The 23,714-nt window shown below is 62.1% G+C and carries 22 protein-coding genes; 5 read left to right on the top strand and 17 right to left on the bottom strand.

The window, feature by feature from the left end; all coding sequences use genetic code 11:
- Nucleotides 1–53 precede the first annotated feature (53 nt).
- The 9 genes from AC4CWF_RS23050 to AC4CWF_RS23010 all read right to left on the bottom strand — a co-directional run bounded on the left by AC4CWF_RS23050 (nt 54) and on the right by AC4CWF_RS23010 (nt 7,854).
- Nucleotides 54–917: a Pnap_2097 family protein gene (locus AC4CWF_RS23050; RefSeq protein ID WP_491285860.1), complete on the bottom strand. Its 864-nt coding sequence runs from the start codon at nt 915–917 to the stop codon at nt 54–56.
- A gap of 3 nt (nt 918–920) precedes the next feature.
- Nucleotides 921–2,192, bottom strand: a complete 1,272-nt coding sequence (locus AC4CWF_RS23045; RefSeq protein ID WP_491285859.1) for an MSMEG_0569 family flavin-dependent oxidoreductase — start codon at nt 2,190–2,192, stop codon at nt 921–923.
- Between the two features lie 11 nt (nt 2,193–2,203).
- The gene (locus AC4CWF_RS23040; protein WP_491285858.1) at nt 2,204–2,491 is read right to left on the bottom strand and encodes an MSMEG_0570 family nitrogen starvation response protein; all 288 of its coding nucleotides are present in this window, start codon (nt 2,489–2,491) and stop codon (nt 2,204–2,206) included.
- A complete protein-coding gene (locus AC4CWF_RS23035) occupies nt 2,484–3,641 on the bottom strand; it encodes an MSMEG_0565 family glycosyltransferase (RefSeq protein ID WP_491287769.1) in 1,158 nt (385 codons plus the stop codon). The genes AC4CWF_RS23040 and AC4CWF_RS23035 overlap by 8 nt, the downstream gene beginning before the upstream one ends.
- A 41-nt stretch (nt 3,642–3,682) precedes the next feature.
- The gene (locus AC4CWF_RS23030) at nt 3,683–4,657 is read right to left on the bottom strand and encodes a sll0787 family AIR synthase-like protein (protein ID WP_491285857.1); all 975 of its coding nucleotides are present in this window, start codon (nt 4,655–4,657) and stop codon (nt 3,683–3,685) included.
- Between the two features lie 2 nt (nt 4,658–4,659).
- Entirely contained in the window at nt 4,660–5,202 is a 543-nt protein-coding gene (locus AC4CWF_RS23025) for an MSMEG_0567/Sll0786 family nitrogen starvation N-acetyltransferase (protein WP_491285856.1), read from the bottom strand.
- Nucleotides 5,199–6,317 (bottom strand): MSMEG_0568 family radical SAM protein, encoded by a 1,119-nt coding sequence (locus tag AC4CWF_RS23020; protein WP_491285855.1) that lies wholly within the window; start codon nt 6,315–6,317, stop codon nt 5,199–5,201. The genes AC4CWF_RS23025 and AC4CWF_RS23020 overlap by 4 nt, the downstream gene beginning before the upstream one ends.
- A complete protein-coding gene (locus AC4CWF_RS23015) occupies nt 6,244–7,287 on the bottom strand; it encodes a Nit6803 family nitrilase (protein ID WP_491285854.1) in 1,044 nt (347 codons plus the stop codon). Before AC4CWF_RS23015 ends, AC4CWF_RS23020 begins: the two co-directional genes overlap by 74 nt.
- A gap of 84 nt (nt 7,288–7,371) precedes the next feature.
- Nucleotides 7,372–7,854 (bottom strand): MSMEG_0572/Sll0783 family nitrogen starvation response protein, encoded by a 483-nt coding sequence (locus AC4CWF_RS23010; protein WP_491285853.1) that lies wholly within the window; start codon nt 7,852–7,854, stop codon nt 7,372–7,374.
- Nucleotides 7,855–8,194: 340 nt separating this feature from the next.
- On the opposite strand from AC4CWF_RS23010, the gene AC4CWF_RS23005 reads away from it, so the two are divergent.
- Nucleotides 8,195–9,598, top strand: a complete 1,404-nt coding sequence (locus tag AC4CWF_RS23005) for an aminotransferase-like domain-containing protein (protein ID WP_491285852.1) — start codon at nt 8,195–8,197, stop codon at nt 9,596–9,598.
- A gap of 105 nt (nt 9,599–9,703) precedes the next feature.
- Here AC4CWF_RS23005 and AC4CWF_RS23000 read toward each other — a convergent pair whose 3' ends face one another.
- The 6 genes from AC4CWF_RS23000 to AC4CWF_RS22975 are packed head-to-tail and all read right to left on the bottom strand — an operon-like array spanning nt 9,704 to nt 14,645.
- Nucleotides 9,704–10,366 (bottom strand): GntR family transcriptional regulator, encoded by a 663-nt coding sequence (locus tag AC4CWF_RS23000; protein WP_491285851.1) that lies wholly within the window; start codon nt 10,364–10,366, stop codon nt 9,704–9,706.
- 10 nt (nt 10,367–10,376) lie between these two features.
- Nucleotides 10,377–11,144, bottom strand: a complete 768-nt coding sequence (locus AC4CWF_RS22995; RefSeq protein ID WP_491285850.1) for an ABC transporter ATP-binding protein — start codon at nt 11,142–11,144, stop codon at nt 10,377–10,379.
- A gap of 2 nt (nt 11,145–11,146) precedes the next feature.
- Nucleotides 11,147–11,833, bottom strand: coding sequence for an ABC transporter permease (locus tag AC4CWF_RS22990; protein ID WP_491285849.1), 687 nt, complete (start codon nt 11,831–11,833; stop codon nt 11,147–11,149).
- On the bottom strand, nt 11,834–12,553 hold the full coding sequence (locus AC4CWF_RS22985) for an ABC transporter permease (protein ID WP_491285848.1): 720 nt from the start codon (nt 12,551–12,553) through the stop codon (nt 11,834–11,836).
- A gap of 6 nt (nt 12,554–12,559) precedes the next feature.
- Complete coding sequence (locus tag AC4CWF_RS22980) at nt 12,560–13,417, bottom strand: transporter substrate-binding domain-containing protein (protein WP_491285847.1); 858 nt, start codon at nt 13,415–13,417, stop codon at nt 12,560–12,562.
- 40 nt (nt 13,418–13,457) lie between these two features.
- The gene (locus AC4CWF_RS22975; RefSeq protein WP_491285846.1) at nt 13,458–14,645 is read right to left on the bottom strand and encodes a M20 metallopeptidase family protein; all 1,188 of its coding nucleotides are present in this window, start codon (nt 14,643–14,645) and stop codon (nt 13,458–13,460) included.
- A 105-nt stretch (nt 14,646–14,750) separates the two neighbouring features.
- Here AC4CWF_RS22975 and AC4CWF_RS22970 point away from each other — a divergent pair, with 105 nt between their 5' ends.
- Nucleotides 14,751–15,875, top strand: a complete 1,125-nt coding sequence (locus AC4CWF_RS22970; RefSeq protein ID WP_491285845.1) for a trans-sulfuration enzyme family protein — start codon at nt 14,751–14,753, stop codon at nt 15,873–15,875.
- A 68-nt stretch (nt 15,876–15,943) separates the two neighbouring features.
- Here AC4CWF_RS22970 and AC4CWF_RS22965 read toward each other — a convergent pair whose 3' ends face one another.
- Together AC4CWF_RS22965 and AC4CWF_RS22960 are read right to left on the bottom strand one after the other, a co-directional pair.
- Complete coding sequence (locus tag AC4CWF_RS22965; RefSeq protein WP_491285844.1) at nt 15,944–16,939, bottom strand: MDR family oxidoreductase; 996 nt, start codon at nt 16,937–16,939, stop codon at nt 15,944–15,946.
- A gap of 44 nt (nt 16,940–16,983) precedes the next feature.
- The gene (locus AC4CWF_RS22960; RefSeq protein WP_491285843.1) at nt 16,984–17,727 is read right to left on the bottom strand and encodes a FadR/GntR family transcriptional regulator; all 744 of its coding nucleotides are present in this window, start codon (nt 17,725–17,727) and stop codon (nt 16,984–16,986) included.
- 201 nt (nt 17,728–17,928) lie between these two features.
- Between AC4CWF_RS22960 and AC4CWF_RS22955 the strand changes: the two genes are divergently transcribed.
- From AC4CWF_RS22955 to AC4CWF_RS22945, 3 genes are read left to right on the top strand one after another with little or no spacing between them, the layout of a single operon-like run.
- Nucleotides 17,929–19,344 carry an FAD-binding oxidoreductase gene (locus AC4CWF_RS22955; RefSeq protein WP_491285842.1) on the top strand — a complete coding sequence of 472 codons (1,416 nt, stop codon included), beginning with the start codon at nt 17,929–17,931 and terminating at the stop codon, nt 19,342–19,344.
- On the top strand, nt 19,344–22,871 hold the full coding sequence (locus AC4CWF_RS22950; protein ID WP_491285841.1) for an indolepyruvate ferredoxin oxidoreductase family protein: 3,528 nt from the start codon (nt 19,344–19,346) through the stop codon (nt 22,869–22,871). The genes AC4CWF_RS22955 and AC4CWF_RS22950 overlap by 1 nt, the downstream gene beginning before the upstream one ends.
- The gene (locus tag AC4CWF_RS22945; protein ID WP_491285840.1) at nt 22,868–23,689 is read left to right on the top strand and encodes an enoyl-CoA hydratase/isomerase family protein; all 822 of its coding nucleotides are present in this window, start codon (nt 22,868–22,870) and stop codon (nt 23,687–23,689) included. Before AC4CWF_RS22950 ends, AC4CWF_RS22945 begins: the two co-directional genes overlap by 4 nt.
- Nucleotides 23,690–23,714: the final 25 nt, after the last annotated feature.

The following is a 23,714-nucleotide window of genomic DNA, read 5'->3' as shown; positions in this document are numbered from 1 at the left end:
TCCTCGAAAGCGTCCTGTTCTGTTTGGGCTCGATATGATCAGCAACCCGGTCCTTAGGTCGGGCCTTTAAAGGACATGAACATTTTTGCGATGAGATCTCCGGATTGCCGTCTGATCTGCCCTTGAAGGGCAGCGCCATGGCCGGAAGCTTCGGCCAACTCGAAAACGAGGCTTTCTCCTCTTTCGATATTGCCGAGAAAAAAGACATCCCGCCTTTTCAGCGTGTCTCGGTGGGGGAACCAAGCTTCCAGGGCGCGATCTGCGAGGGCCTGAAATTCTGCAAAATAGAAAAGGCCGGCACCGTTGAACTCCTGGGACGTTGCGGGATCGAAGCAGAATGAGCGCACAGGCCCCGTGGCCGTGACGGGAAGGCCCCAATGGGTCGCAATCCTTAAATTGCGAATGTCTGCGGCCGTCTTTGCCAGCTGGCTGAAGGTATAGGGTGGTGCCTTTGGCGTTTCCACGGCCGTCCGTGCAAGAGAATGATTGCGACCTTCCACGCCCCGGTGAACAAAGGCTGAGACCAATTCCACCCGTCCGATCGTGTGGCCTTCGCAGAAAAGGTCGTGGGTCGTCGCGGTCTGGGTGCGCGAGACAGTCGACAGTTCTGAACGGATGGTCAGGACGGCGTTTGCCCGGACGCAGTCCAGCCGCGCTTCAGACAGCGACGTGGCGCAGATGGCCGCATAGGCCTCCTCTCCATCGGCGGTGCGGAAATCGGCATTGTCCATGCCGAGATGGCGCGCCAGCATCAGCCAGTGGCGATGCCCCAGCTCCTTCATCGCCCATGTCTCCGACAGGCCGTGGGGGGTGAGATGCGGCATTCCGACCAGTAGGTGAGGTTCGAGCGCGCGCTCCATGAGGTCGCGGCTCGAGGGTTCAGGGGGTGGGCAGGGGGGGCGGACGGCAAGGTTCATCTCTTATCCGTTTGCTGCGTGTTTCAGCGGCTGCCGGGTCTGCTGCATGCGGCTTGCCAGATGATCCACGACGTATTCGGCATCCTTGCCAACCGCGAGAAAGCGGCCGGAGCCCCAGGTCCAGAGCCAGGGCAGGCCGAGCACGTAGACCCCGTCAATGCCGGTCACGCCGCGGCGTTGCACCGGATAACCGGTGCCATCGAAGATGGGCAAGCCGACATAGGACCAATCCGGCGTGAAGCCTGTCGCCCAGATGACGGACGTGATGCCTTCGGCTTCGAGATCAAGCTCCGTCGGTTCGCTCTGCGGTTCCCAGAGCGGCACGTAAGGGCTGCCGGCCGGGGCATCGATGCCTTTTTCCGTGATATGGCGATCGATCAGGGCATTGATGCCGTTATAGACGCGGTCGGCGCCATCGAGATTGCTTTTGAGATTGGGTTCGAACAGCATTTTTCCGCTGGAAACACCCACCATCCGGCCATAAAGGGCCATGCCCTCAGACGCGAATTTTCGAAGGTCGATGTCGCGTCCGCCATCGCGGCCGGTCAGGTAATGGTTGGTGTCGTGTTTCTTCTTCGCCATGCCGTCATGGGCGATGGTGATGTCGTACTGCCCGATATCGGCGAGCCAGTCGACGACGTCGCGGCCCCGGTAAAACCGGGCGCAGCGCGGGGCATTGCCGGTGACCATATGCACCTTGCGGCCGGCGAGATGCAGGTCTTCGGCGATCTGGCAGCCGGACTGGCCGGAGCCGACGACGATGACGCCGCCCGGCGGCAATTGCGCCGGGTTGCGGTAATCGGCCGTGTGGATCTGGGTCACGCCGTCGGGAAGACGTTCTGCGGCGCGTGGCACAAAAGGCTGGCTGTAGAGGCTGGTGGCGAGAATGACGCTATCGGCCGTGACGGTTCCGGCAGAGGATTCGATGCGGAAGACATCGCCGACCTTTTCCAGAGCGGTGACGCTGGTGCCTTCGAAAACCGGCGCATCGACCTTTTTGATAAAACGGTCGACATAGGCGACGATCTCGTCCTTCACCATGAAACCGTGGGGATCGGCGCCGTCATAGGGATGATCGGGCAGCTGGCATTGCCAGTTCGGCGTGACCAGGCAAAAGGCATCCCAGCGCTCGTTCTGCCATTTGTGGGCGACGGTCTTTTTCTCGAAGACGGCATGGTCGAGCCCTTGTTTTTTAAGGTAATGGCTGGCGGAAAGGCCGGCCTGCCCACCTCCCACCACGACGGCGCTGTAATGGGATTTGAGGGATCTGGTCATCGGATGTCCTTTCAGAGGATGAAGGTCTCGCAGCGGACGCGGGCGTCCGTTTGATCGAGAAAGGGGGTTGCAGCCGTTTCGATGCGGGCGAGCTGGTCGTTTGCGGCCGAGCAGGCAAAGCCGTATTTTGCGGCGACCCGGTCACTGGCGATGGTGAGCGCCTGTCGGCTGCGCTCGACAAAATCCGCCACCGGATAACTTTCGCCCTCGGTGAAGAAATCGCGGATGATCAGCGAGGGGGAATAACAGGTCTCTTCCTCGCCATCGGGCCAGGTGATGACAAAGCGCATCTCAGGCATGGATTGCCTCCTTTGAGGGTGCATAGGTGGACAGATGGGCCTCGGCGACACGGCCCCAGGGAAAGCGGCCGGCCACTTCCAGCCCGCGCGGAATGACGTGGGCGCGGATTTCCGGCATCAGCGTGAGCGCCATGGCTTCGGCAATCGAGGCGGAGTTACGGGGATCGCACCAGAGGGCGTCGTCGCGGCCAAGATATTCGGTAAACGGGGCAATCGAGGGCACGATGGCGGGAACGCCTGAGGCCATGGCCTCCAGCACGACGAGGCCGAAACCCTCTTTCAGCGAGGGGAAAACCAGCGCATCGGCAAGCCGATAGAGGTTCGGCATGTCGTCATCGGAGACCGCACCGATGATATGGACGGCGGCGGCATCATCGCGCAGCGCCCGCAAATGGGACTGGAACTCTTCGTGATAATCGCGGTGATCGAGCAGCGACACGCCGCCGGCAATGACCAGCTGCGCATCCGGCTTCACGGCCCTGAGCTGCCGGAAGGCATCGAGAATGCCGATTGTGTTCTTGCGCGCCTCGATGCCGCCGATGCTCAAAAAAACCGGGCCGGCATGAAGACCGAGCCGGTCTCGCAACGCCGTCTGCTCGCCGCTCCAGGCGGGGGCAAATCGCGTGGTGTCGACGCCATTGCCGACGACGGTCGCCTCCACGCCAAAACTTTCGCGCAAGGCGGCCTGCCACAGGGTGCTGACGGCAAGGTATGCATCGGCCGCACGGATCGAGCGGTCCTGAAGGGCCATCAGGCGCGGGTCGTCGAACTGATCGATGTGATGGACGGTGCGCACGAAGCCGGAAATCAGGCCCCGGTCTTTGAGCGTTGCCAGCGCATTGCCGGAAATGCCGTCATGGGCATGGAAGACATCGAAATCGCGATTTTCTCCCCGTTCGAAGTGGCTGACATACTCGGCAATGCGTTGCTCGACCATTGCTGTCATGTCCGAGAGGGCAGGGGATACGGGAAAACAGGCCGTGCGGCAGGCGGGCGGGCGGAAGAAGCCGGCTCCCTTTGCATCGGGCGCGTGCAGGGTGACGGTATGACCCAGTGCCGTCAGCGCCTCGGACAGCTGCATGGCATGCACCACGCCGCCGCGGGGATTGGTGGAATGCGCGAGCATGGCGATGCGCAAGGGGCGCGTCATCTGCGGCGGGGTTATCCCGGGCCATGGCATTTGGGCCTGGGTCATCGAAAATGCTCCGTCGGGCCAAGCTGCATGAGGGGGGTGGTGGCATGGTCGCGGATGACGATGCGGCTCAAGCCATCGGTGATCGCAACCGCGCTACCCGGCAGCACGGAGCCAATGGCGGCGGCGGAAATGTTTCGCGTCGCAAATCGAGCGAGCACCGCATCGACGTTGTCGGGCGAGACCGAGAGGAGGTAGCCAAAGCTTGGAAAGGTCGCCAGCCAGCGGTCGAGGCTGACGCCGGAGGGGAGTGGTATGGCGGTCACATCGATGTCGATGCCGACGCCAGAGCATTCCGCCAGCATGATTGCCGTGCCGACAATGCCGCCCTGGCTGATATCCTTGGCGGCAAGGCAAAGCCCGGCCTCGGCAATCTGCGGCAGGATGTCGAGATCGCCACGAAGCCGCTCGGGTGGCGCGTCGGTTGCGGCTTCCCAGTTGTCGAAGGGCGCGCGGTAGCGGCCGCGATGATCGACGGCGGCCACCAGCACATCGCCGGGGCGGGCGTCAAAACTGGTGAGCAGGCGTTTTGCGCGCCCGACAATGGCAACCGACAACTGGCCCCGGTCGGTGCGGATATTGGTGTGACCGCCGACGATCGGCACGCCATAGGCCTCGGCCGCCGCCCGCATGCCATCGAGAACCGGGGCTGCTCCCGCCTCGCCATCGGCCCAGACAGCATCGACCACGGCAGTCGGCCGCCCGCCCATGGCAACCACGTCGGAGATATTGACCATGACGCCGCACCAGCCGGCAAACCACGGATCGGCGGCGACGAAGGCGTTCATAAAACCTTCGATGGCAAACAGCAGATAGCCGTCGCCATCGGGGAGGGCGGCGCAGTCATCTCCGACGGGCACGGCCTTGTCCCGGACGCCGAGCCGCGCGGTGACGCCGCCGATATCGTGTTTGGCCGCGATCCCGTTGCTGGACTTCAGCTTTTCTGCGAGCACATCGAGGTCGACATCGGCCATGATCAGGCCGCCCGTTTGGCGAGCGCCACGAAGCCGGCTTCCGGCGTGGCGCAGGGGGGATACCAGGAAAGATCCGCCTTCATCCGCAGGTGCGGTTTGCCATAGATCTCGAATTCCTCGACCACATCCCAGTGCAGGCGGCGAAACAGCAGGCCGTTCTGCACCTGCACATTGGCGAGAAACGTGTGGCAGCCCATGGCATTGGCGGAGGAGACGGCAAGCCGGATGAGGGTGGCGCCAAGCGCGCCGATCTTGCGGAAATCCTCGTGTACGGCAAGGCGCGACCCCCACCAGAGGCCCGGCTGTTCCTGATGAATGCGCACCGTGCCCACCAGCCTGTCGGCGGCAACGCCGAGCATGGAGAGCGCAACGATGGGGGTTGCATGGTCGTCGATGGCGTCCCGGTCGTCTGTCTCAAAGATCTGCTGTTCACGGCAGAAGACATCCCGGCGAAGGGCATGGGCCTCGTCGCGCTCCCAGGCGGATGTGGCAAACTTCACCTGGTATTCGCTGGTGCGGAAGGGCGAAAACGGTTCGATGATCATTTCGTCAGCATCCTCTCATAGGTGGAAAGGGCAGAGCAGGCGCCGCATCTGCCGCAACCCGCCTTGATGTCGACGGCCTTCAGGCCGCTTTCCACGAGCAGTTTCGACAAGGGCCCGAGGATCGAATGCATGAATTCGGGTTTTGGTGCGGGATGGCTTTCAAGCGGCGTGCCCGAGATCGGCACGAAGGGGACGACGAAGGGATAGACGCCGATGGCGACCAGCTTTTCGCAGATGTCGAGGATGGCTTCGCGGGTATCGCCAAGGCCTGCGAGGATATAGGTGGAGACCTGTCCGCGCCCGAACACGGCCACCGCCGCCTTGAACGAGGCCATGTATTTCTCGATGCCGACCTGCGCCTTGCCCGGCATGATGCGGGCGCGGATTTCCGGTGTCACGACTTCGAGATGCATGCCGAGCGCATCGACGCCTGCCTCCTTCATCCGCGAAAACCAGATATCGTCTTCCGGCGGCTCGCATTGCGCCTGAATGGGAATGTCGACGGCGGCCTTGATGGCGCGGGCGCTGTCTGCGAGCACCTGCGCGCCGCGGTCATCGCCCTTCGGCGTGCCCGTGGTCATCACCATATGCTTGACGCCATCAAGCTCGACGGCGGCTTTGGCGACTTCGGCCAGCTGCGCCGGCGTCTTGTGCGCGACGGTGCGGCCGGCTGCCAGCGACTGGCCGATGGCGCAGAACTGACAGGTTTTCGTCCGGCTCTGGTAGCGAATGCAGGTCTGCAGCACGGTGGTGGCGAGCACATCGCGTCCGTGCAAGACGGCGATCTGCGAATAGGGAATGCCGTCTGCCGTCGAGCGCTCGTAAAAGCGGGGGCGTAAGGGAAACGAGACTTCGCCGATGACCCGGCCGTCGCGGCTGATGCGGCTGTTTCCGGCTTCATCCGGTTTTTCGACCAGATAGGGGCTCTCGAAGGCGGGGGCGGTGTGAACAGGCACCATGACCGTCATGCCATCGATGGTGAGCGCCTTGTGATCGGAGGGGCCGGCGCCGCCGCGGCGGCTTTCGTGGCCGGCCTTGGGATCAACGAGCCTCGCGCCGAACGATTGCAATTCGTTGATCAGTGTTTCCGTCGAAAGCGGGGGTCTGGTGTCCATCGGTAGTGCTCCCTGTCGGTGCGGTTTCGAGGAAAGGATGGGCGGTGACCATCGCGTTTGCCGGGCGATCGTCGATGACGAGATGCAGCAGTTCCGGGCGCGCATAATGGCCGACGCTATCCATCATCCGCTTGCGCTTGAGGATGAGGCTCATGTCGAGATCGGCAATCAGGATGCCTTCGCCCTCGGTGATCGGCTGGGCGAGATGCTTGCCCTCGGGCGAGATGATCGCCGTCATGCAGCCGCCGCGGAGCGCCTTTTGCAGGCCTTCGTCCGGGGTGATCGAGCGGATCTGCTCGTCGCTCAGCCAGCCGGTGGCGTTGACGACGAAACAGCCGCTTTCCAGCGCATGGTGGCGGATCGTCACCTCCATCTGGTCGGCAAAAATCTGTCCGACCATGGAGCCCGGAAACTGCGCAACATGGATTTCTTCGTGCTGGGCCATCAGCGCGTAGCGGGCAAGCGGATTGTAATGCTCCCAGCAGGCAAGCGCGCCAATGCGGCCGATTTGGCTCTCGACCACTTTCAGGCCGGACGCATCGCCCTGGCCCCAGATCATCCGCTCATGGAAGGTGGGCGTGATCTTGCGCCGCTTGAGAACGAGGGCGCCATCCGAATCGAAGACGAGTTGCGTATTATAAAGCGTGCCGTGATCCCGCTCGTTGACGCCGAGCGCCACGACGATGCCGTGTTCGCGGGCGGCGGCGGCCACCGCGTCGGTCGTGGTGCTGGGCACCGTCACTGCTTCCTCATACAGCCGCAGATGCTCGCGGCCGGAGAGAACCGGCGGCAGGACGAAGGAAAAATACGGATACCAGGGGACGAATGTCTCCGGGAAAACGATCAATTCCGCGCCTTTGGCTGCGGCCTCACGGATCGTTTCCAGCACGCGGGTGAGCGTCTTGTCGCGGGAGGTGAGATCCGGCGCGATCTGTGCCGCGGCAGCCCGGATGGTCCTAATGTCAGCCATGACGGTTTCCTCAAATTGCGGTGAAGGAGGCGGAGCGGACCCCGCCTTCCGAACGCGCCAAGATGCGCGCGGGGAGGGCTCCGGTCAGAGCGTCCAGGTATCGAGAATGACAGCGCCGGCACGGCGGTGGATCAGCATGAGATCCAGCACATCGAGCGGGCTGATCGGCGTGATGCCGGGGATCAATGACGGCTCACCATGGCCATAGAGGGCCTGCAGGGCGAACCGGCAGGCATAGACCTTGCCGCCTTCTTCGAGAAAACCCTTGATCTGGTTGTTGAAGTTGAGATGGCCCGGAAAGGCTTCCGAACCGAGTTTGGGGAAACCGCGCTGAATGCCGAGCGTGACGCCGGGGCCGTAAAGCAGGATGGACGTCTCATATCCCTTGCGCTTCAGGCGCTTGGCCTGCAGCAGGTTGACGAGGCCGATCGAGCCTTCGAAGGCAACGGTGTGAAAGGTGATGAGGGCTTTTTCGCCTTCCAGGGCCTGGACATCTTCAAAGACCTTCTCTTCGTAATCGACGAAGAAGTCTCCATCAGCGTGGGCCGGTGCGGTGATTGCGGGCATTGAATGGCTCCTGTCTTGAGGTCGGCCCACGGCGGGCCACTGCCATTCAATTGCAAGGGGTATGCCAGTCCGCGTTTTGCCTAATATCAAATCAAAATGGAGCAATATGCAGTCAATGATGAAGTCAATGCTCTGCTATCGATGAGCGTGGTCCCATTTTCAGGGCAAAAAGCTGGCCAGCGCTTAGGCGCGCCTGATACGTTTGAGTGCATTCAATTGACGGTCAATTTTTATTAGAGCAGGCGCGGCTGCATCCGAAACGCGGTGGAAAACCGCTTTTTCGCGTGACAGATGTGGCGCGCAACAATATACAGTCAATATTCAACATTGATGAGTTTCCATGAAGACTTGGCTCCCCGACCTCTCCCGCAGCAATGGCCCGCGCTACATGGCAATTGCCGACGTCATCGAGATGGATCTAAAGAGCGGCAAGCTACTGGTGGGCGATCGGTTGCCGCCGCAACGCGAACTGGCAAAACGCCTCGCCATCGATTTCACCACCGTCGCGCGCGGTTATGTCGAGGCGCAGAAGCGCGGGCTTGTGGCGACTCATGTCGGGCGCGGCACCTTTGTCACCGGCGGGCCTGAAAAGGAACGACGCGGGTTCGTCTCGCAGGCGGCGCTGGATGCAAGACGCACATCCGTCGTGGATTTTTCCATGAACATGCCGCCGGAACCTGACGATCCCGATCTTCTGGCGCGCATGCAGGAAGGGCTTTCTTCGGTCGCCACCAACATGATCCCGCTTCTGCGCTATCAGGGTTTTGGTGGCGCCGGCATGGACAAGGAGGCTGCAGCCTCCTGGCTCAGCCGCCGCGGGCTGGTGCCCTCGCAGGAGCGCATTTTCGTGACGCCCGGTGCTCACCCGGCGCTTCTCGCGATCTTCGGATTGCTCGCAAAACCAGGTGACATGGTGCTGTCGGAGAATATCACCTATCCCGGCATGCGCTCCATTGCAGCGCAGCTTCGCCTGAACCTGACCGGACTTCCGATGGACGAGGAGGGGATCATTCCCGCAGCTTTTGCCGAGATATGCAAGACCGGCAAACCTAAGGCGCTCTACCTCAATCCGACGCTGCAAAACCCGATGACGCTGACCATTCCGGAAAAGCGGCGTGAGGAAATCTGCGCTGTCGCGCGTAAATATCACGTCCCGATCGTCGAGGACGACGCTTACGGTTTCATACCGCTGCATGGACCGGCGCCGCTGGCGGCCATGGCGCCGGATCTGACCTGGCATATCGGGGGGCTCGCCAAATGCATCGGCGCCGGCCTGCGGCTCGCCTATGTCGTCGTGCCCGATACCAAGGCGGCCTGGCCCTTTGCCAGCTCCATGCGCGCGGCCTGCGTCATGGCCTCGCCGCTGTCATCCGCGCTTGCCACGCGCTGGATCGAGGATGGCACGGCCGACAGCATTCTGCGCTTCATCCGTACCGAAGCGGCCGCCCGCCAGGCGCTGGTTGCCGAAGTGTTGCCGTCGGGCAGTTACAAAAGCGATCCGATCAGCTTTAACATCTGGCTGCCTTTGACGAACGGATGGACGCGCTCGACCTTCGGCACGCAGATGCGCGCCTCTGGCATCGGTGTCGTCGCCAGCGACGCATTTACCGTCGATGGCCAGGCGGAAGAAGCGGTTCGCGTCTGCCTCGGCGGGCCGATCCGGCGCGACACGCTGAAGGCTGCGCTGGAGTTCATGGGCCATGCGCTCGAAGGCTCACCGGAAATGGCGGGCACCTTTTTCTGACAGCTTTGCTCGCCCCGCGGAAATGCTGCCTGACCGCACACTCTTCGCGGCAAGCCCCGAACTCGATCCCGAATACCTTGGCGGCTTGATGCGCCCGCGCGCGGTTTAACGCGATGCCAGTTCATGAAAACCGGCCGTATCGGCTTCGATCGATTCGGCGATATGATCGCGAACCGCCTGTTCCGCTGCGTCCGGCGATCCGCCAGTGAGCGCGTCGTAAAGTCTTTGATGCTCTTCGGTCAGGTTGCGGCGGCACGGCCAATGCGCTTCCGACCAGCGGTAAAGCCATTCCATCTTGTCAGCGAGCTGGGCATGGCGGCGGATCAGCAATTGATGGTCGGTCTGGGCCACGAAGCTTGCATGAAAGCCGAGATCGGCGCCAAGCCGCGTGCCCGCGTCCCCCGAATTTGCACCTTCCAGAGCCTGGAACGAGTGCCCGATCGGGCTGAGATCGAGATGGGGCCGCTTCTGCGCGATGATCCGGGCGGCAAGGCCCTCCAGAGCCGAACGCAGCGTGTAGATTTCTTCGATCGCGCGGATGTCGAGTGTCGCAACATGCCAGCTCGAATAGGGCGTGCGCACGACGAGTTCGCGCACCTCCAGCGCAAAAAGGGCCGAGCGAACCGTGCTTCGGCCGACACCGATCTGTTCGGTCAGCGCTGTCTCGGTCAGCGTCGCGCCGGGGCGGAACGTTCCGCGGACGATCGCATCCCTCAGCCAGTCGGCGGCGTTGTCGAGCAGGCTTTTGCGGTCGATCGGCTCGCGCATCGGAAAACCTTCACCGGTTGCGATCGAAATGGCCGCTGACGAAGGCGCGGCAGCGGTCCGAAACGGGATTGCCAAAAACCTGGTCGGGCGTTCCCTCTTCCTCGATAATGCCTTGGTTCAGAAAGATCGTTCGCGATGAAACTTCCCGCGCGAAGCCCATTTCATGGGTGACGATGACCATCGTGCGGCCATCTTCGGCCAACGCCCGGATCACCTTCAACACTTCGCCGACCAGTTCCGGGTCGAGCGCTGAGGTTGGCTCGTCGAACAGGATCGCGCGTGGACGCTGCGCCAGCGCGCGGGCAATGGCCACGCGTTGTTGCTGTCCGCCGGACAGGTGTGCCGGCCAGGCGTCGCGTTTTTCCGAAAGCCCGACCTTGTCGAGAAGGGCCATGGCCTCCTCGATGCACTCGGCCCGTGGCCGCTTCTGCACGTGGATCGGGGCTTCGATGACGTTTTCCAGGACGGTGCGGTGCGGCCATAGATTGAAACCCTGGAAGACGAAACCAAGATGTCCGCGCATACGGCGCGCCACGACCTCTTCGCGGCGTGACAGATGCCCGCCGGTCGGCGCCAGATGATCGTCGCCGACGGTGATCGTCCCGCTATCGGGGATTTCCAGGAAAGGGATCGAGCGCAGCAGCGTGCTTTTTCCCGAGCCGCTGGCGCCGATCAGCGTGATCACCTCGCCATCTTGAGCTGCCATATCGATGCCGCGCAGGACCTCGTTGTCGCCAAAACGCTTGCGAAGGTTCTTGACCGAAATCGCCGGTTGCATGTCTATCGGTTTCCTTCGAATTGCCAGGGCGAAAGGCGGCGTTCAAGCCATGCCGTCGCCTGCGTCACGATCAGTGAAAGTGCAAGATAGATCGCCGCCGCGCAGAGGAAGATCTCGACGGCACGCCAGGTTTCAGACACCAGGGCGCGCGCAAGTCCCGTCACCTCCATCAGCGTGATCGTGCTGACCAGCGCGGTTGCCTTGAGCATGGAAATGACCTCGCTCGAATAGGCTGGCAGCGCCTGGCGGAACGCGAGCGGCAAGATGACACGGCGCAAGACGGTCGGCCATGTCATGCCCGAAACGCGGGCCGCCTCGATCGCACCTTTCGGCACGGCGCGAAGCCCGCCGCGCAGGATTTCCGACGTATAGGCGGCATCGTTGAGGATGAGCGCCAGGAGGCCGCACCAATAGGGCTCGCGGAAGAACGGCCAGAGAAAGCTGTGCCGAATAAAACCAAAGGTCGCAAGGCCGTAATAGATCATGAAGATCTGGATCAGGAGGGGTGATCCACGGAACAAGAAGACATAACCGGAGGCCACCGCATTACCGGTGCGCGTAACCCGCATGAGATTGAGGAGAAGTGCCAGGCATCCGCCGCCGAAAAGCGACAGAATGCCCAGATTAAGCGTCAGCGGCAGGCCGACGAGAAGCTGGTGCATGGTGGTGAGGAAGAAGTCCATGCTCATCTATCGCTCTCCCGCCAACTGGCCGCGCAGGCCCCGATGCTCGATGATGCGGAAGACCTGGCCCGAGATCGTCGTGAGGATAAGATAGAGAACCGCGCCTGCGGCATAAAAGAGAAAGTGCTCCTGCGTAGAGCCGGCGGCCACCGTCACCTGTCGCATGATCTCGACCATGCCTGTGACCGAGACCAGCGCCGATTCCTTGACGACCGACTGCCACTGGTTGCCAAGGCCGGGAATGGCCGTCACCATTGCCTGCGGAACAATAACCCGACGAAACAGGGTAAAGCGCGTCATGCCAACGACGCGACCGGCCTCGATCGTGCCGCTGGGGACCGCCTGGTAGGCGCCGCGCAGCACTTCGGCCTGATAGGCAGCCGAAATCAGGCCGATCGCCAGCATGCCCGCCAGAAATCCGCTGATATCGAAGGGGCCGGCAAAGCCGAGCGCGGTGCCGACGGCAGTCACCAGCTGGCGACCGCCGAAATAGAAGAGATAGATGACGAGGATGTCGGGCACGCCGCGCATGACGACCGTGTAGAGCCCGGCAAGGCTGCGGAGCAGCCGGCTGCGGCCCGTGCGCGCCCATGCGACCAGCGTTCCGAGCACGATGCCGAAGGCAAACGCGGCAAGCGAAACGAGGAGGGACATGACGGCTGCGTGCAGGAGTACCTGCCCCCAGCCGTCTGGGCCGAAGCCGAGAAGATCGAGATCGGCCCACATCGGCGATCAGAGCTTCGGTGTGACGTCGAGCCCGAACCACTTCTGCGACATGGCCGACAGCGTTCCGTCCTCGGACATGGACTTCAAGGCCTTGTCAAGCAGCGGCTTCAGTTCCGTATCGTTCTTCTGCACCGCAACGGCTGCACCACTGCCCATCACGCCGCCCTTGAAGGAAGGGCCGGTCGTTGCGGCCTTGTCGGCGTTCTTCTTGAGGAAGGCGGCGATATTGGTGGTGGCCGCCATCGCGGCATCGATGCGGCCATTGGTCAGGTCCTGATAGACATCGGGGCCGTTCTGGTAGGTGCGGATCGTCACGCCCTTGTCGGCGAGATACTGGGTGAGGAAGGTCGACTGGATGGTCGAAACCTGCACGCCGACCGTCTTGCCGGAAAGTGCCTTGGCAATGTCGGCGACTGCGGCGTCGGCGGCGGCCTTGTCGGCCAGGTCGATATTGCTGCCATTGCCCGGCAGTTCGGTGCCGCTGTCCTTCAGGACAACAAAATTGGAGCCACCGGTCGTATAGGGCAGCGAGAAGTTGACGACTTCCTTGCGCTTGTCGGTAATGGTCACCGCATCGATGGCGCCGTTATACTTGCCGTCGACCAAGCCCTGGATCATGCCGTCCCAGGCCTGCGAGATGACCTTGGCTTCGAATCCGGAGCGCTTGGCGATCTCGGCGATCAATTCGATCTCGAAACCCTGCAATTCCCCGGTCGGCGAGGTCATGTTGAAGGGCGGGTAGGCGCCTTCGGTGGCAAAGACATAGGTCTTCTTGTCCTGTGCGAACGTGGTTTGCGCGCCGGCAAGAACAAATGCGGCAGCCGCAACACCGAAAGTAAGCAAGGCCTTACGGGTGAATGTCATGATTTCAGTTCCCTTTTATGAAGTCTGTGCAAAGATGCTGCTACGGCAGCAGTTCGACGGCCATGCGCGTCAATGCGATTGCACTCTGGGCAATACAGGACTCGTCTGGCTGATAATCGGAATTGTGGACGCGGTCGTTGCGACCATCCTGCCCGGAGCCGATGAAGATCTGGATCGAAGGCAGCCGCTCTGAGAAATAGGAGAAATCCTCCGCGCCGAAACTCGTCCCCGGCTCGACGATTGGCGCATCATCGAATTGCAGCCCAAGCGCCACTGCTGCCTGATCGATCATCTTGTCGTCATTCATCAGGGGCGGCGCACCCCTGAGATAGTCGATCTCGGCGGTGACGTTCATCGCTGCAGCAGATCCTGCGCAGATGCGTCTAAACGATGCCTCGGCCAGGTCTCGCGATTGCGGTGAACGGCATCGCACTGTGCCTTCGAACATGCAGCTATCAGGGATGATGTTCTGTGTCGCGCCACCTTGAATGTGACCGATCGTCAGGACGGCGGAGAGTGCCGGGTCCATCTCACGCGAGATCACCGTCTGCAATTGCGTGATGACATAGGCGGCCGCGACAATCGGATCGATGGCGGCATGTGGCCGTGCGGCATGGCCCGATTTGCCGCGGATGACAACCTGAAATTCGTCGCTGGAGGCGGTGCTGGCGCCGCGATTGAGGGCAATCTTGCCGGCCGGCAGTTCGGGGCGGTTGTGGAAGGCGATTGCCATGTCGGCGCCGTCGGCCGCGCCATCGGCGACCATGGCCGCGGCGCCGCTCTCCTGCGTCTCTTCCGCTGGCTGGAAGATCAACCGGACCGATCCGGCCAGGCGCGGCGCAAGCTTGACGAGGGCGCCCGCCGCACCGAGCAGCGAGGCGGTGTGGAGATCATGTCCACAGGCATGCATCTTGCCGGGGACGGTCGAGGCAAATTCGAGGCCGGTCTGCTCGTGGATCGGTAGCGCATCCATGTCGGCGCGAAGAATGACGCAAGGCCCCGGTCGCGCGCCGGAGATCGTTGCGACCACGCCGGTGCGCCCGATCCCGGTTTGCGGCTCAATACCCAGCGCGCGCAGTTCCGCTGCCACAATGCCTGCGGTGCGAATCGTATCGAAGCCGGTTTCAGGATGCGCGTGGATATCGCGGCGGATTTCGATCAGTCGATGCTCGGCGGCGCGCACCAGAGCATCGATCTCGGGGCCAAGATCATTTGGCAAATTCGGCATGACTGACTTTGAAACCTTGGCTGCAGCAATTGTCCCAACATTGCAAAGGTGAAAGCATGCTGTCAAGGATCGACAATTGACAATCGATCTTTGCAAGGGTGCAGTATGGCGGTCGACCCCCATATCGATACAATTCTGGCCGGCATTGGCCATTTCACCGATATGCAGACGGGTGGTCTGGTGCCGCCGTTGCATATGGGGGTCACGCATGTGTTGGGAGAGGGCGGCCCGGCCAGCGGCTATGCGCGAAGCGGGCCGGCGGATGGGTCTCATTTCGAGCGCATGATGATCTTGGCTGAGAAAGGTGCCGATGCCGTGGGATTTGCCTCCGGTGCATCGGCCGCGCAGGCAGCCGTTGCCATGCTTCCAGAGGGGTGCCATCTCCTGATGGAGGCCAACGGTTATTATGAGTTCCGGGAGATGATCGCCCGCGCGGGGTCCGTCAGAGGCATGACGGTCGAGACCGTCGATCTTTGCGATCTTGATCAGGCAGGGGCCGCGGTTCGCCCGGGGCAAACGGCCTTGATCTGGGCGGAACTGCCGACGAACCCTCAGTGGCGTGTTCCCGATATTCGCGGTCTTTCAGATCTGGCCCGTGCGGCCGGCGCTGCATTGCTGGTGGATTCGACGGCAGCGACACCGGTTCTCTGTCGCCCGCTCGAACATGGAGCCGATATCGTACTGCATTCCGCGACGAAATTTCTGAATGGACATGGCGACCTGACCGCGGGTGCTTTGGTTCTTGCCGATGCGGAGAATTCAACGGCTTTGAGAAATCACCGCACGGCCCATGGGACTGTGCTTAGTCCGATGAGCGAATGGCTGTTGCTGCGCGGGATCAGAACGCTCGCAGTCAGGATGGAGCGCGCCTGTGGTTCTGCACTGACGATCGCCGAATGGCTGGCCTCACGTGATGACGTCGAAGTGGTATATTACCCGGGCTTGCCACGATCTCCTGATTTCGATCGTGCCAGCAGACAGTTCCTGCATGGTTTTGGCAGCATGCTCTCGTTCTGCGTGTCAAGCCGCGCAAAAGCTGCAGCGGTGACGAAGGCGGCAAAGGTCTTCCGCCAATCGACGTCACTGGGGTCAACCGAGAGCCTGATCGAGCACCGTGCCGTGACCGAAGGTGTCGGCACGCGCTGCCCCGACACCCTGATAAGGCTTTCCATTGGCCTGGAACATCCGTCAGATCTCATTGCCGATCTCGCCGATGCCATGGACGGCTAGAGTGCAGACGTCATCCTTGTAAGCGGTGCGCCATCTGGCGCATCGCGAAGATCAACGGCCCTTGGGGCTTATGCGGTCACGTCGATGACCACACGACCACGGATCTTGCCATCGATGATCTCCTGCGCCAGTTGCGGCAGCGCCGACATCGGCTCCACACGGGTCATCTGTGCAAGCTTGCCGTGATCGAGCGTATCGGCAAGCGTCTGCCAGGCGCGCCGGCGTTTGGTAAGCGGCGCCATGACGGAGTCGACCCCCAGGAGCGCGACGCTTCTTAGGATATGCGGCAACACCGTTGCCGGCAGATCTGCACCGCCGGCCAGACCACAGGCAGCAACGCCGCCGCCATAAACGGTCTGCGCCAGCACATTGGCAAGCGTGGTGGAGCCGACGGAATCCACCGCACCCGACCACAATTCCTTCTGCAGGGGGCCGGCCTTTTCGGCAAGGGTGGTGCGCGCGATGAAATTCGTCGCCCCGAGCGAAGCAAGATAGTCATGGGTTTCTGCGCGGCCGGTCGATGCGGTCACCGCATAGCCTTTTGCAGCCAGCAGGCTGATTGCAACAGAACCGACACCACCGGCTGCACCGGTCACCAGAACCGGCAGATCGGAGGTCGCAATCATACCCCAGTCCTCAAGTGCATTGACACAGAGGGCTGCGGTATAACCGGCAGTGCCGATTGCCATGGCCTGTTGCAGGGAAAAGCTCTCGGGCAGCGCGATCAGCCATTCGGACTTCAGCCGCTGGAAACGGCTATAACCGCCCCATTCGGTTTCCGACAGGCCGTAGCCGTTGACGATCACCTTGTCGCCGGCCTTCCAGTCCGGCGAGCGGGATTCAACCACCGTACCGGCAAGGTCGATGCCGGCGACCATGGGGGTGCGGCGGGCAATACGGCCCTTTCCGGAAATCGCCAGGCCATCCTTGTAGTTGAGCGTCGAGAAGGACACCTCGACCAGCACATCATGATCAGGCAGATCGGAAACCGACAATTGCCTGAACGCGCTCTTTGGCTTGCCGTCCACGGTATCGACAACCATCGCTGTGAATGAACCGGTCATGTTATCCCCTTCTTTGATTTTCTATGGGTAAAGCCCTGATTTGCTCAGGTATTTTCACGTTTTGCGCGGGCATCGAGTGCCGCCGAGTAGCTGGTGCGCACATATGACAACAGCGACGTCAGGGCAGCCGTTGCAGCATCGGTATCGCGCGCCCTCACGGCATCGATGATCTGCGTGTGGAATGCCACGACCTGACGGCGCTCGCGCACCCGGAAAACGATCATGTTGGTGATCGGGATAAACGCCTCGATGACGGTGTACATCATCAGTTTCAGCGGGCCATTGCCGCTTGAATCGACCAACGCCCGGTGGAAACGCACGTCAGAGGCACAAAACTCTTCGTCGCTGATGGAGGCATCCTGCTGCACGACGATCTCGGCGGCCATGGCCTGCAAGCCGTCTTCCTGACGGTTTTCACAGGCCAGGCGGCAGCAGATCTTTTCCGTCTCCAGCCGCGCCGTCACGATTTCATCGATATCAAAAGCGCCGATCCCCACCAGCAGGGTTGCTGCCCCGGTAATGGCCTTGGAGAGGCCCTCCGGATCCGGCCGCTTGACAAAATTGCCCCCCTGGGGGCCGCGCCTGGAATGGATGAGATTCTGGGCCGCCAGCCTCTTCAGGGCCTCGCGAACGGTCGGGCGTGAGATCCCGAAACTTCTGGCCAGATCATCCTCGGTCGGCAGGCGTTCATCGATCTTCAGGCGGCCGTCCATGATGGCCGAGCGGATGTTTTCAGCCACCTGCTTGGCAATCCCCGATCGCACGACCTCATCATATCTCAGATTCATGGCGCCTCTTCCTTCGCTTGAACGCATTGATGGCATGGCTCGAGCGAGAAAGCCATTACCATTTAAATATAGGTTTGACAAATATCGGATTGGCGATAACCTGCCCCACAGATCCATATAACCAGGGGAACAAAAATTGGTGGGATCGCTGTACCGGGGCATTTCATGCCCGAAATCCGTCCATAGCGGCGGCAGCTGTTCATGACGGCGTGCTCCGAAAGACTTGACGCGCTTGCCGCAAATCTTGCGCGCGTCCTCGACAAAAATGCCATCCTTGCCGGTGCGGCGGTGGGGGCCGCTTATTGCGGGGATGCCACCGACGAGCGGGGTGCTGCCCCCGCCCTCGTGTTTCGCCCGAGAAACACGCAGGAGGTCGCAGCCGTCCTGTCGGCATGCAACGCGGCGGGCCAGCCTGTCGTTGTCCAGGGTGGGCGCACGGGCCTTTCCGGTGGCGCGCGGCCTCAGGCCGGCGAAGTGTCTCTGTCTCTCGAACGCATGACCTCTCTTGGCGCCGTCGACAGGGCTGCCGGAACGATCATGGCCGATGCGGGTGCAACGCTTCAGTCCGTGCAGGAAAAGGCTCTCGATCACGACCTGATGTTCGGCGTTGATATCGGCGCGCGGGGAACGGCCACCATCGGCGGCAATATCGCCACCAATGCCGGCGGCATCCGGGTCCTGCGTTATGGCATGTACCGCGCCCAGGTGATGGGTCTTGAGGCTGTCCTGGCCGACGGAACCGTCCTTTCCAATCTCAAGGGTCTGGCCAAGGACAATTCCGGTTATGACCTCGGTGCGTGTTTCATCGGCACGGAAGGCACGCTTGGCGTCATCACGCGGGCCTGCCTCAAACTTCATCCAAAGCCGCGCGCGCAGGCCAATGCCTTTTGCGCACTACCATCGCTTGGCGCTGCCATTACCCTTCTGGAGAGCCTGCGCGGCACGCTTGGGCCGCTGCTCTCCGCGTTCGAGGTAATTTTTCCCGAGGTTTATGCAGGCGTGATTGCCCATTCGGGTGCCACGCCGCCGGTTCCGGTCAATGCCGGCATGTATGCGCTGATCGAGATCCAGGGCCAGTCGGAAACGGATGACGAGGCACGGTTTTCAGAGGCGCTGATGGTGGCTTATGACGATGGCCTTGTCAGCGACGTGGCGGTCTCGACCTCGGCGCGCGACTACGCGGCGATCTGGGCTTTGCGCGAGGGTGCAAGCCAGTTCATCTTCAGCATGGACCATGTCACCGGCTTTGATATCGGGTTGCCGATCCCGGTCATGCAGGCGTTCATCGAGACGGCGTCGCACGCTGTGCTGAGCGCCGATCCCGATGCGCAATTTTATATCTTCGGCCATCTCGGCGATGGAAACCTGCATTATCTCGTGCGCACCCGCGAACATGCGCGCGTGGCGGATGCCGCCTTTGCCGCCGTTGCCCGTTATGGCGGGGCGATCTCCGCCGAGCATGGCATCGGCCTCGACAAGAAGCGCTGGCTTCCCTGGGTCAGAACGCCAGCAGAAATGGCGGCAATGCGCCGTCTCAAATCAGCCTTCGACCCGCACAACATTCTCAATCCCGGCCGCGTCTTCGATCTGAAGCCTGCGGCTGCAGAGTACGTCTAATGTCTGCAACGCCCGCTGCTTCCCAACGCCCCGAACCCACGCCCTCCGAACCGGCCTCAAGGCTTGATGACCGCTACACGCTCGAGCGTGGCGCTATTCTGGTTTCGGGCACGCAGGCGCTGGTGCGCCTGCCGATGGTGCAGCGCCAGCGCGATCTGGCGCGCGGGCTCAATACCGCCGGTTACGTGTCCGGCTATCGCGGCTCGCCGCTGGCAAGTTTCGACCGGGAAATGGCCCGCGCCAAACGTTATCTTACCGAACACCATATCCGCTTCCAGCCCGGCCTTAACGAAGACATGGCCGCCACGGCCGTCTGGGGAACACAGCAGACCTCGCTGTTTCCCGGCGCGCGTTACGATGGCGTGTTTTCCATGTGGTATGGCAAGGGACCGGGCGTAGACCGGACCATGGATGTCATCCGCCACGCCAATGCGGTCGGCACCGATGCCAAGGGCGGCGTGCTGCTGCTGGTGGGCGATGATCATGGTGCTGTCTCCTCGACCCTGCCCCACCAGAGCGAACACAACCTCATCTCGGCCATGGTGCCGCTTCTGTCTCCCGCAGGTGTCGGCGAATACATCGATTACGGCCTGCTGGGCTGGGCCATGAGCCGCTATTCCGGCGCCTGGATCGGCTTCAAGTGCCAGACGGAAGTGGTCGAATGCACCGCGACCGTCACCCTTGACCCGGACGCTTCGACCCTTGTTTATCCAAGGGAAGCGGGCGGTTTTTCCCTGCGCTGGCCGGATGGTCCGCATGCCATGGAACGGCGTCTGGAAAACAAGATGGAGGGCGTGCATGCCTTTGCACGCGCCAATGCCATCGATCGCTCACTTTGGGCAATCCCGACCGGCAAGGCCCGGCTCGGCATCGTCTCCACCGGCAAATCCTGGCTCGATCTCAAGGGCGCGCTTGCAAGCCTTGGCATCGACGAGCAGCGGGCGCTGGCGCTCGGCATCCGGCTTTACAAGGTGGGGCTCGTCTGGCCCCTCGAACCGGAAGGGCTGACACGGTTTGCATCCGGCGTGGAGCAATTGCTGGTGGTCGAGGAAAAGCGGCCGATCATCGAGGACCAGATCAAATCCCTGCTGTTCAACATGGCAACCGACCAGCGACCACGCGTGTTCGGCAAGACCGGCGTCAACGGCAAACCTCTGCTGCCGGCTGCCGGTGAGATCGATGCCATCTCCGTGGCCGGTGCGATCCTGTCGCTTCTCAACGATCACGATGCCGGATTGGCCGCACGCGCCCATGACATCGAAGCGGCCCTTTCTGCCAGCGCTGTTGAGACACCGGCACTGAAGCGCGATCCGTATTTCTGTTCCGGCTGTCCGCACAGTGTCTCGACCCGCCTGCCGGAAGGCAGCCGGGCCTCGACCGGCATCGGCTGCCACATGATGGTGATCGGGCTGGAGGAACGCAACACCTCGACATTCACCCAGATGGGCGGCGAAGGTGGCGCCTGGATCGGCCTTTCGCAGTTTACCGACGAGAAGCATATTTTCGTCAACATGGGCGACGGCACCTATTTCCATTCCGGTGTTCTGGCCATCCGGGCCGCTATCGCCGCCAAGGTCAACGCCACCTACAAGATCCTCTATAACGACGCCGTGGCCATGACCGGCGGCCAGAAACACGATGGCGAGGTCACGGTTCCCGGTATTGTCGGCCAGATGCTCGCCGAAGGCGCCGCGCGTGTGGCAGTCGTCGCTGAACGCCCGGAGGTCTGGCAGGGCAGACTGCCAAAGGGGGTGAGCGTCAATCACCGCGACGAGTTGGATGATGTGCAGCGGCAGTTGCGTGACGTCGAGGGCGTCACCGTCCTCATCTACGATCAGGTCTGTGCCGCAGAAAAACGTCGCCGCCGCAAGCGTGGGGCGCTTGCCGTCTCCGACAAGCGGGCCTTCATCAACGAACTGGTCTGTGAAGGCTGCGGCGATTGTTCGGCGGTGTCGAACTGCATCTCGGTCGAGCCGCAGGAAACCGAGTTCGGCCGCAAGCGCCGCATCAACCAATCAAGCTGCAACACGGATCTTTCCTGCATCAAGGGATTTTGCCCAAGCTTCGTGACCATCGAAGGCGGCACGATCCGCAAACCGGCGGCAAAGGCGGCAAAGGTTTCGTTCGATGACCTGCCGCTGCCGCAGATGCGCACCCTTACGGAGCGCCCCTATAACATGCTGCTTGCCGGCATCGGCGGCACCGGCGTCATCACCGTCAGCGCCATCCTGTCGATGGCCGCGCATATCGATGGTCTGGCGGTGCAGACGCTCGACCAGACGGGGCTGGCGCAGAAGAACGGCGCCGTGGTGTCGCATCTTCGTGTTGCACGAGACCCGCAGCATATTTCCTCGATCCGCATCGGCTCGGGCGAAAGCGATCTGGTTCTGGGCTTCGACATCGTGGTTTCGGCAGCAAAGAGCGCCCTGCAGACCTTCAAGGCGGGCCGCACGCAGGCCGTGCTCGATGACCACTTTGCCCCCACCGCTTCCTTCGTGCAGAACACCGCACTCGATTTCCGCCAGGAAGCCACGCTTAACGCCCTGCGCAAGGCCGCCGGCCACGATGCGGTGACGCTCGTTGCCGCCACAAAACTCGGTCTGGCCCTGATGGGCGATGCCATTGCCGCCAACATGTTCCTGCTCGGCCATGCCTTTCAGCGCGGCCTGGTGCCGATCACGCTCGATGCGATCCTTGCCGCGATTGATCTCAACGGCACCGGTATCGCCATGAACCGGGCGGCCTTCGGCTGGGGCCGCCGCTCGGCGATCGATCCGGATGCCGTCAGCACGGCGGCCGGTGTCGGGACGCCTGAGGACAAGCCGGCCGAAACGCTTGAGGATATCGTCAGGCGGCGTGTCGACTTCCTGACCGCCTACCAGAATGCCGCCTATGCGCGGCGCTACAGCAGGCTGGTGGAAACCTCTCGCACCGCAGCCACCGGTCTTGTCGGGGGTGAAGCCTTTGCTGAAGCCGTGGCGCGCAATGCCTTCAAGCTCATGGCCTACAAGGACGAGTATGAGGTCGCCCGCCTGCACCGCGACCGGAGCTTTCACGACAAGATCGCCGCACAATTCGAGGGCGATTTCGAGGTGAAGCACCACCTCGCGCCGCCGCTGTTCTCTCGCAGGATCGACAAGCGCACCGGCAACCCGGCCAAGATTGCCATTCCCGGCACGTTGATTTCCCCGGCCTTTGCAGCGCTCGAAAAGATGAAGGTGCTGCGGGGAACGCCGCTCGATGTCTTCGGCTACACCCACGAGCGCCGCACCGAACGCCGGCTGGTGGCCGACTATTTTAGCCTGATCGACGGGCTTGCGGCAGCGCTGTCGCAAGGCAATCTCGATCACGCCACCGCACTTGCCGGCCTGCCCGACCAGATCCGTGGCTTCGGACCGGTCAAGATGGCAGCGATCGCACGGTTCGAGAAAAGCCAGGCCGACCTTCTGGCAAAAGCTGCCAGCACCGCCGGCGCCATTTCCGCAGACACGCCCACAGACATGACCGCAAGAAGGAAGACCGTATGAGCACGACCGCCCCGTTCGAAACCATCCTCTACGAGAAGGACGGCACGGACAAGTTCGCGACGATCACCCTCAATCGCCCCGATAAACTGAACGCCATGAACAAGACGACCGTGCGCGAAATCGACCGGGCCGTCGCCATGGCCGTGGCCGATCCTGATGTCAATGCGCTCGTCATCACCGGTGCCGGCCGTGCGTTCTCCTCCGGCTACGATCTTCAGGGCGCCGACTATGATGTCGACATCGAATCCTGGCAGGCGGACATGACCGAGAACGCCCAGGCGCTTCTCAATATCTGGAAAGCGCCAATCCCGGTCATCGCGTCCATCAACGGTTATGCGCTGGCGGGTGCGCTGGAGCTGATGATGTCCTGCGATCTGGCGATTGCTGCTGACAATGCCAAGTTCGGCGAACCCGAAGTGCGCCATAACTCCGGTCCGCCGGCGCTGTTCATGCCGTGGCTGCTCTCGACGCGCGACACGCGCTGGCTGATGTACACGGGCGATCTGGTGGACGCCGAAGAAGCGCTGCGCATGCATCTGATCAACAAGATCGTGCCGGCCGATCAATTGAAGGAAAAGACCGAGAACCTGGCGCGCAAGCTGGCGCGTATGCCGGTTCCGGCCATCAAGTTTGCCAAGGCCTCGATCAACAACCAGCAGGTCGCCGCGGGCCTTCACACAGCCTTCGACTACAATGTCCACGCCATCGCCGCTCTTCACGTCAGCACCAAGGGCCAGGAGTGGATGCGCAATCTGCAGAAGATGTCGCTCAAGGAATATCTCGAATTCCGCGATGCGCCGTTCAAGGGCCTTGATTGATCCCGCAGCCGCCAAGGCGAGACCA

Source organism: Neorhizobium sp. PAMB6630 (assembly GCF_058242775.1).
This window is presented reverse-complemented; position numbering and strand designations above follow the sequence as displayed.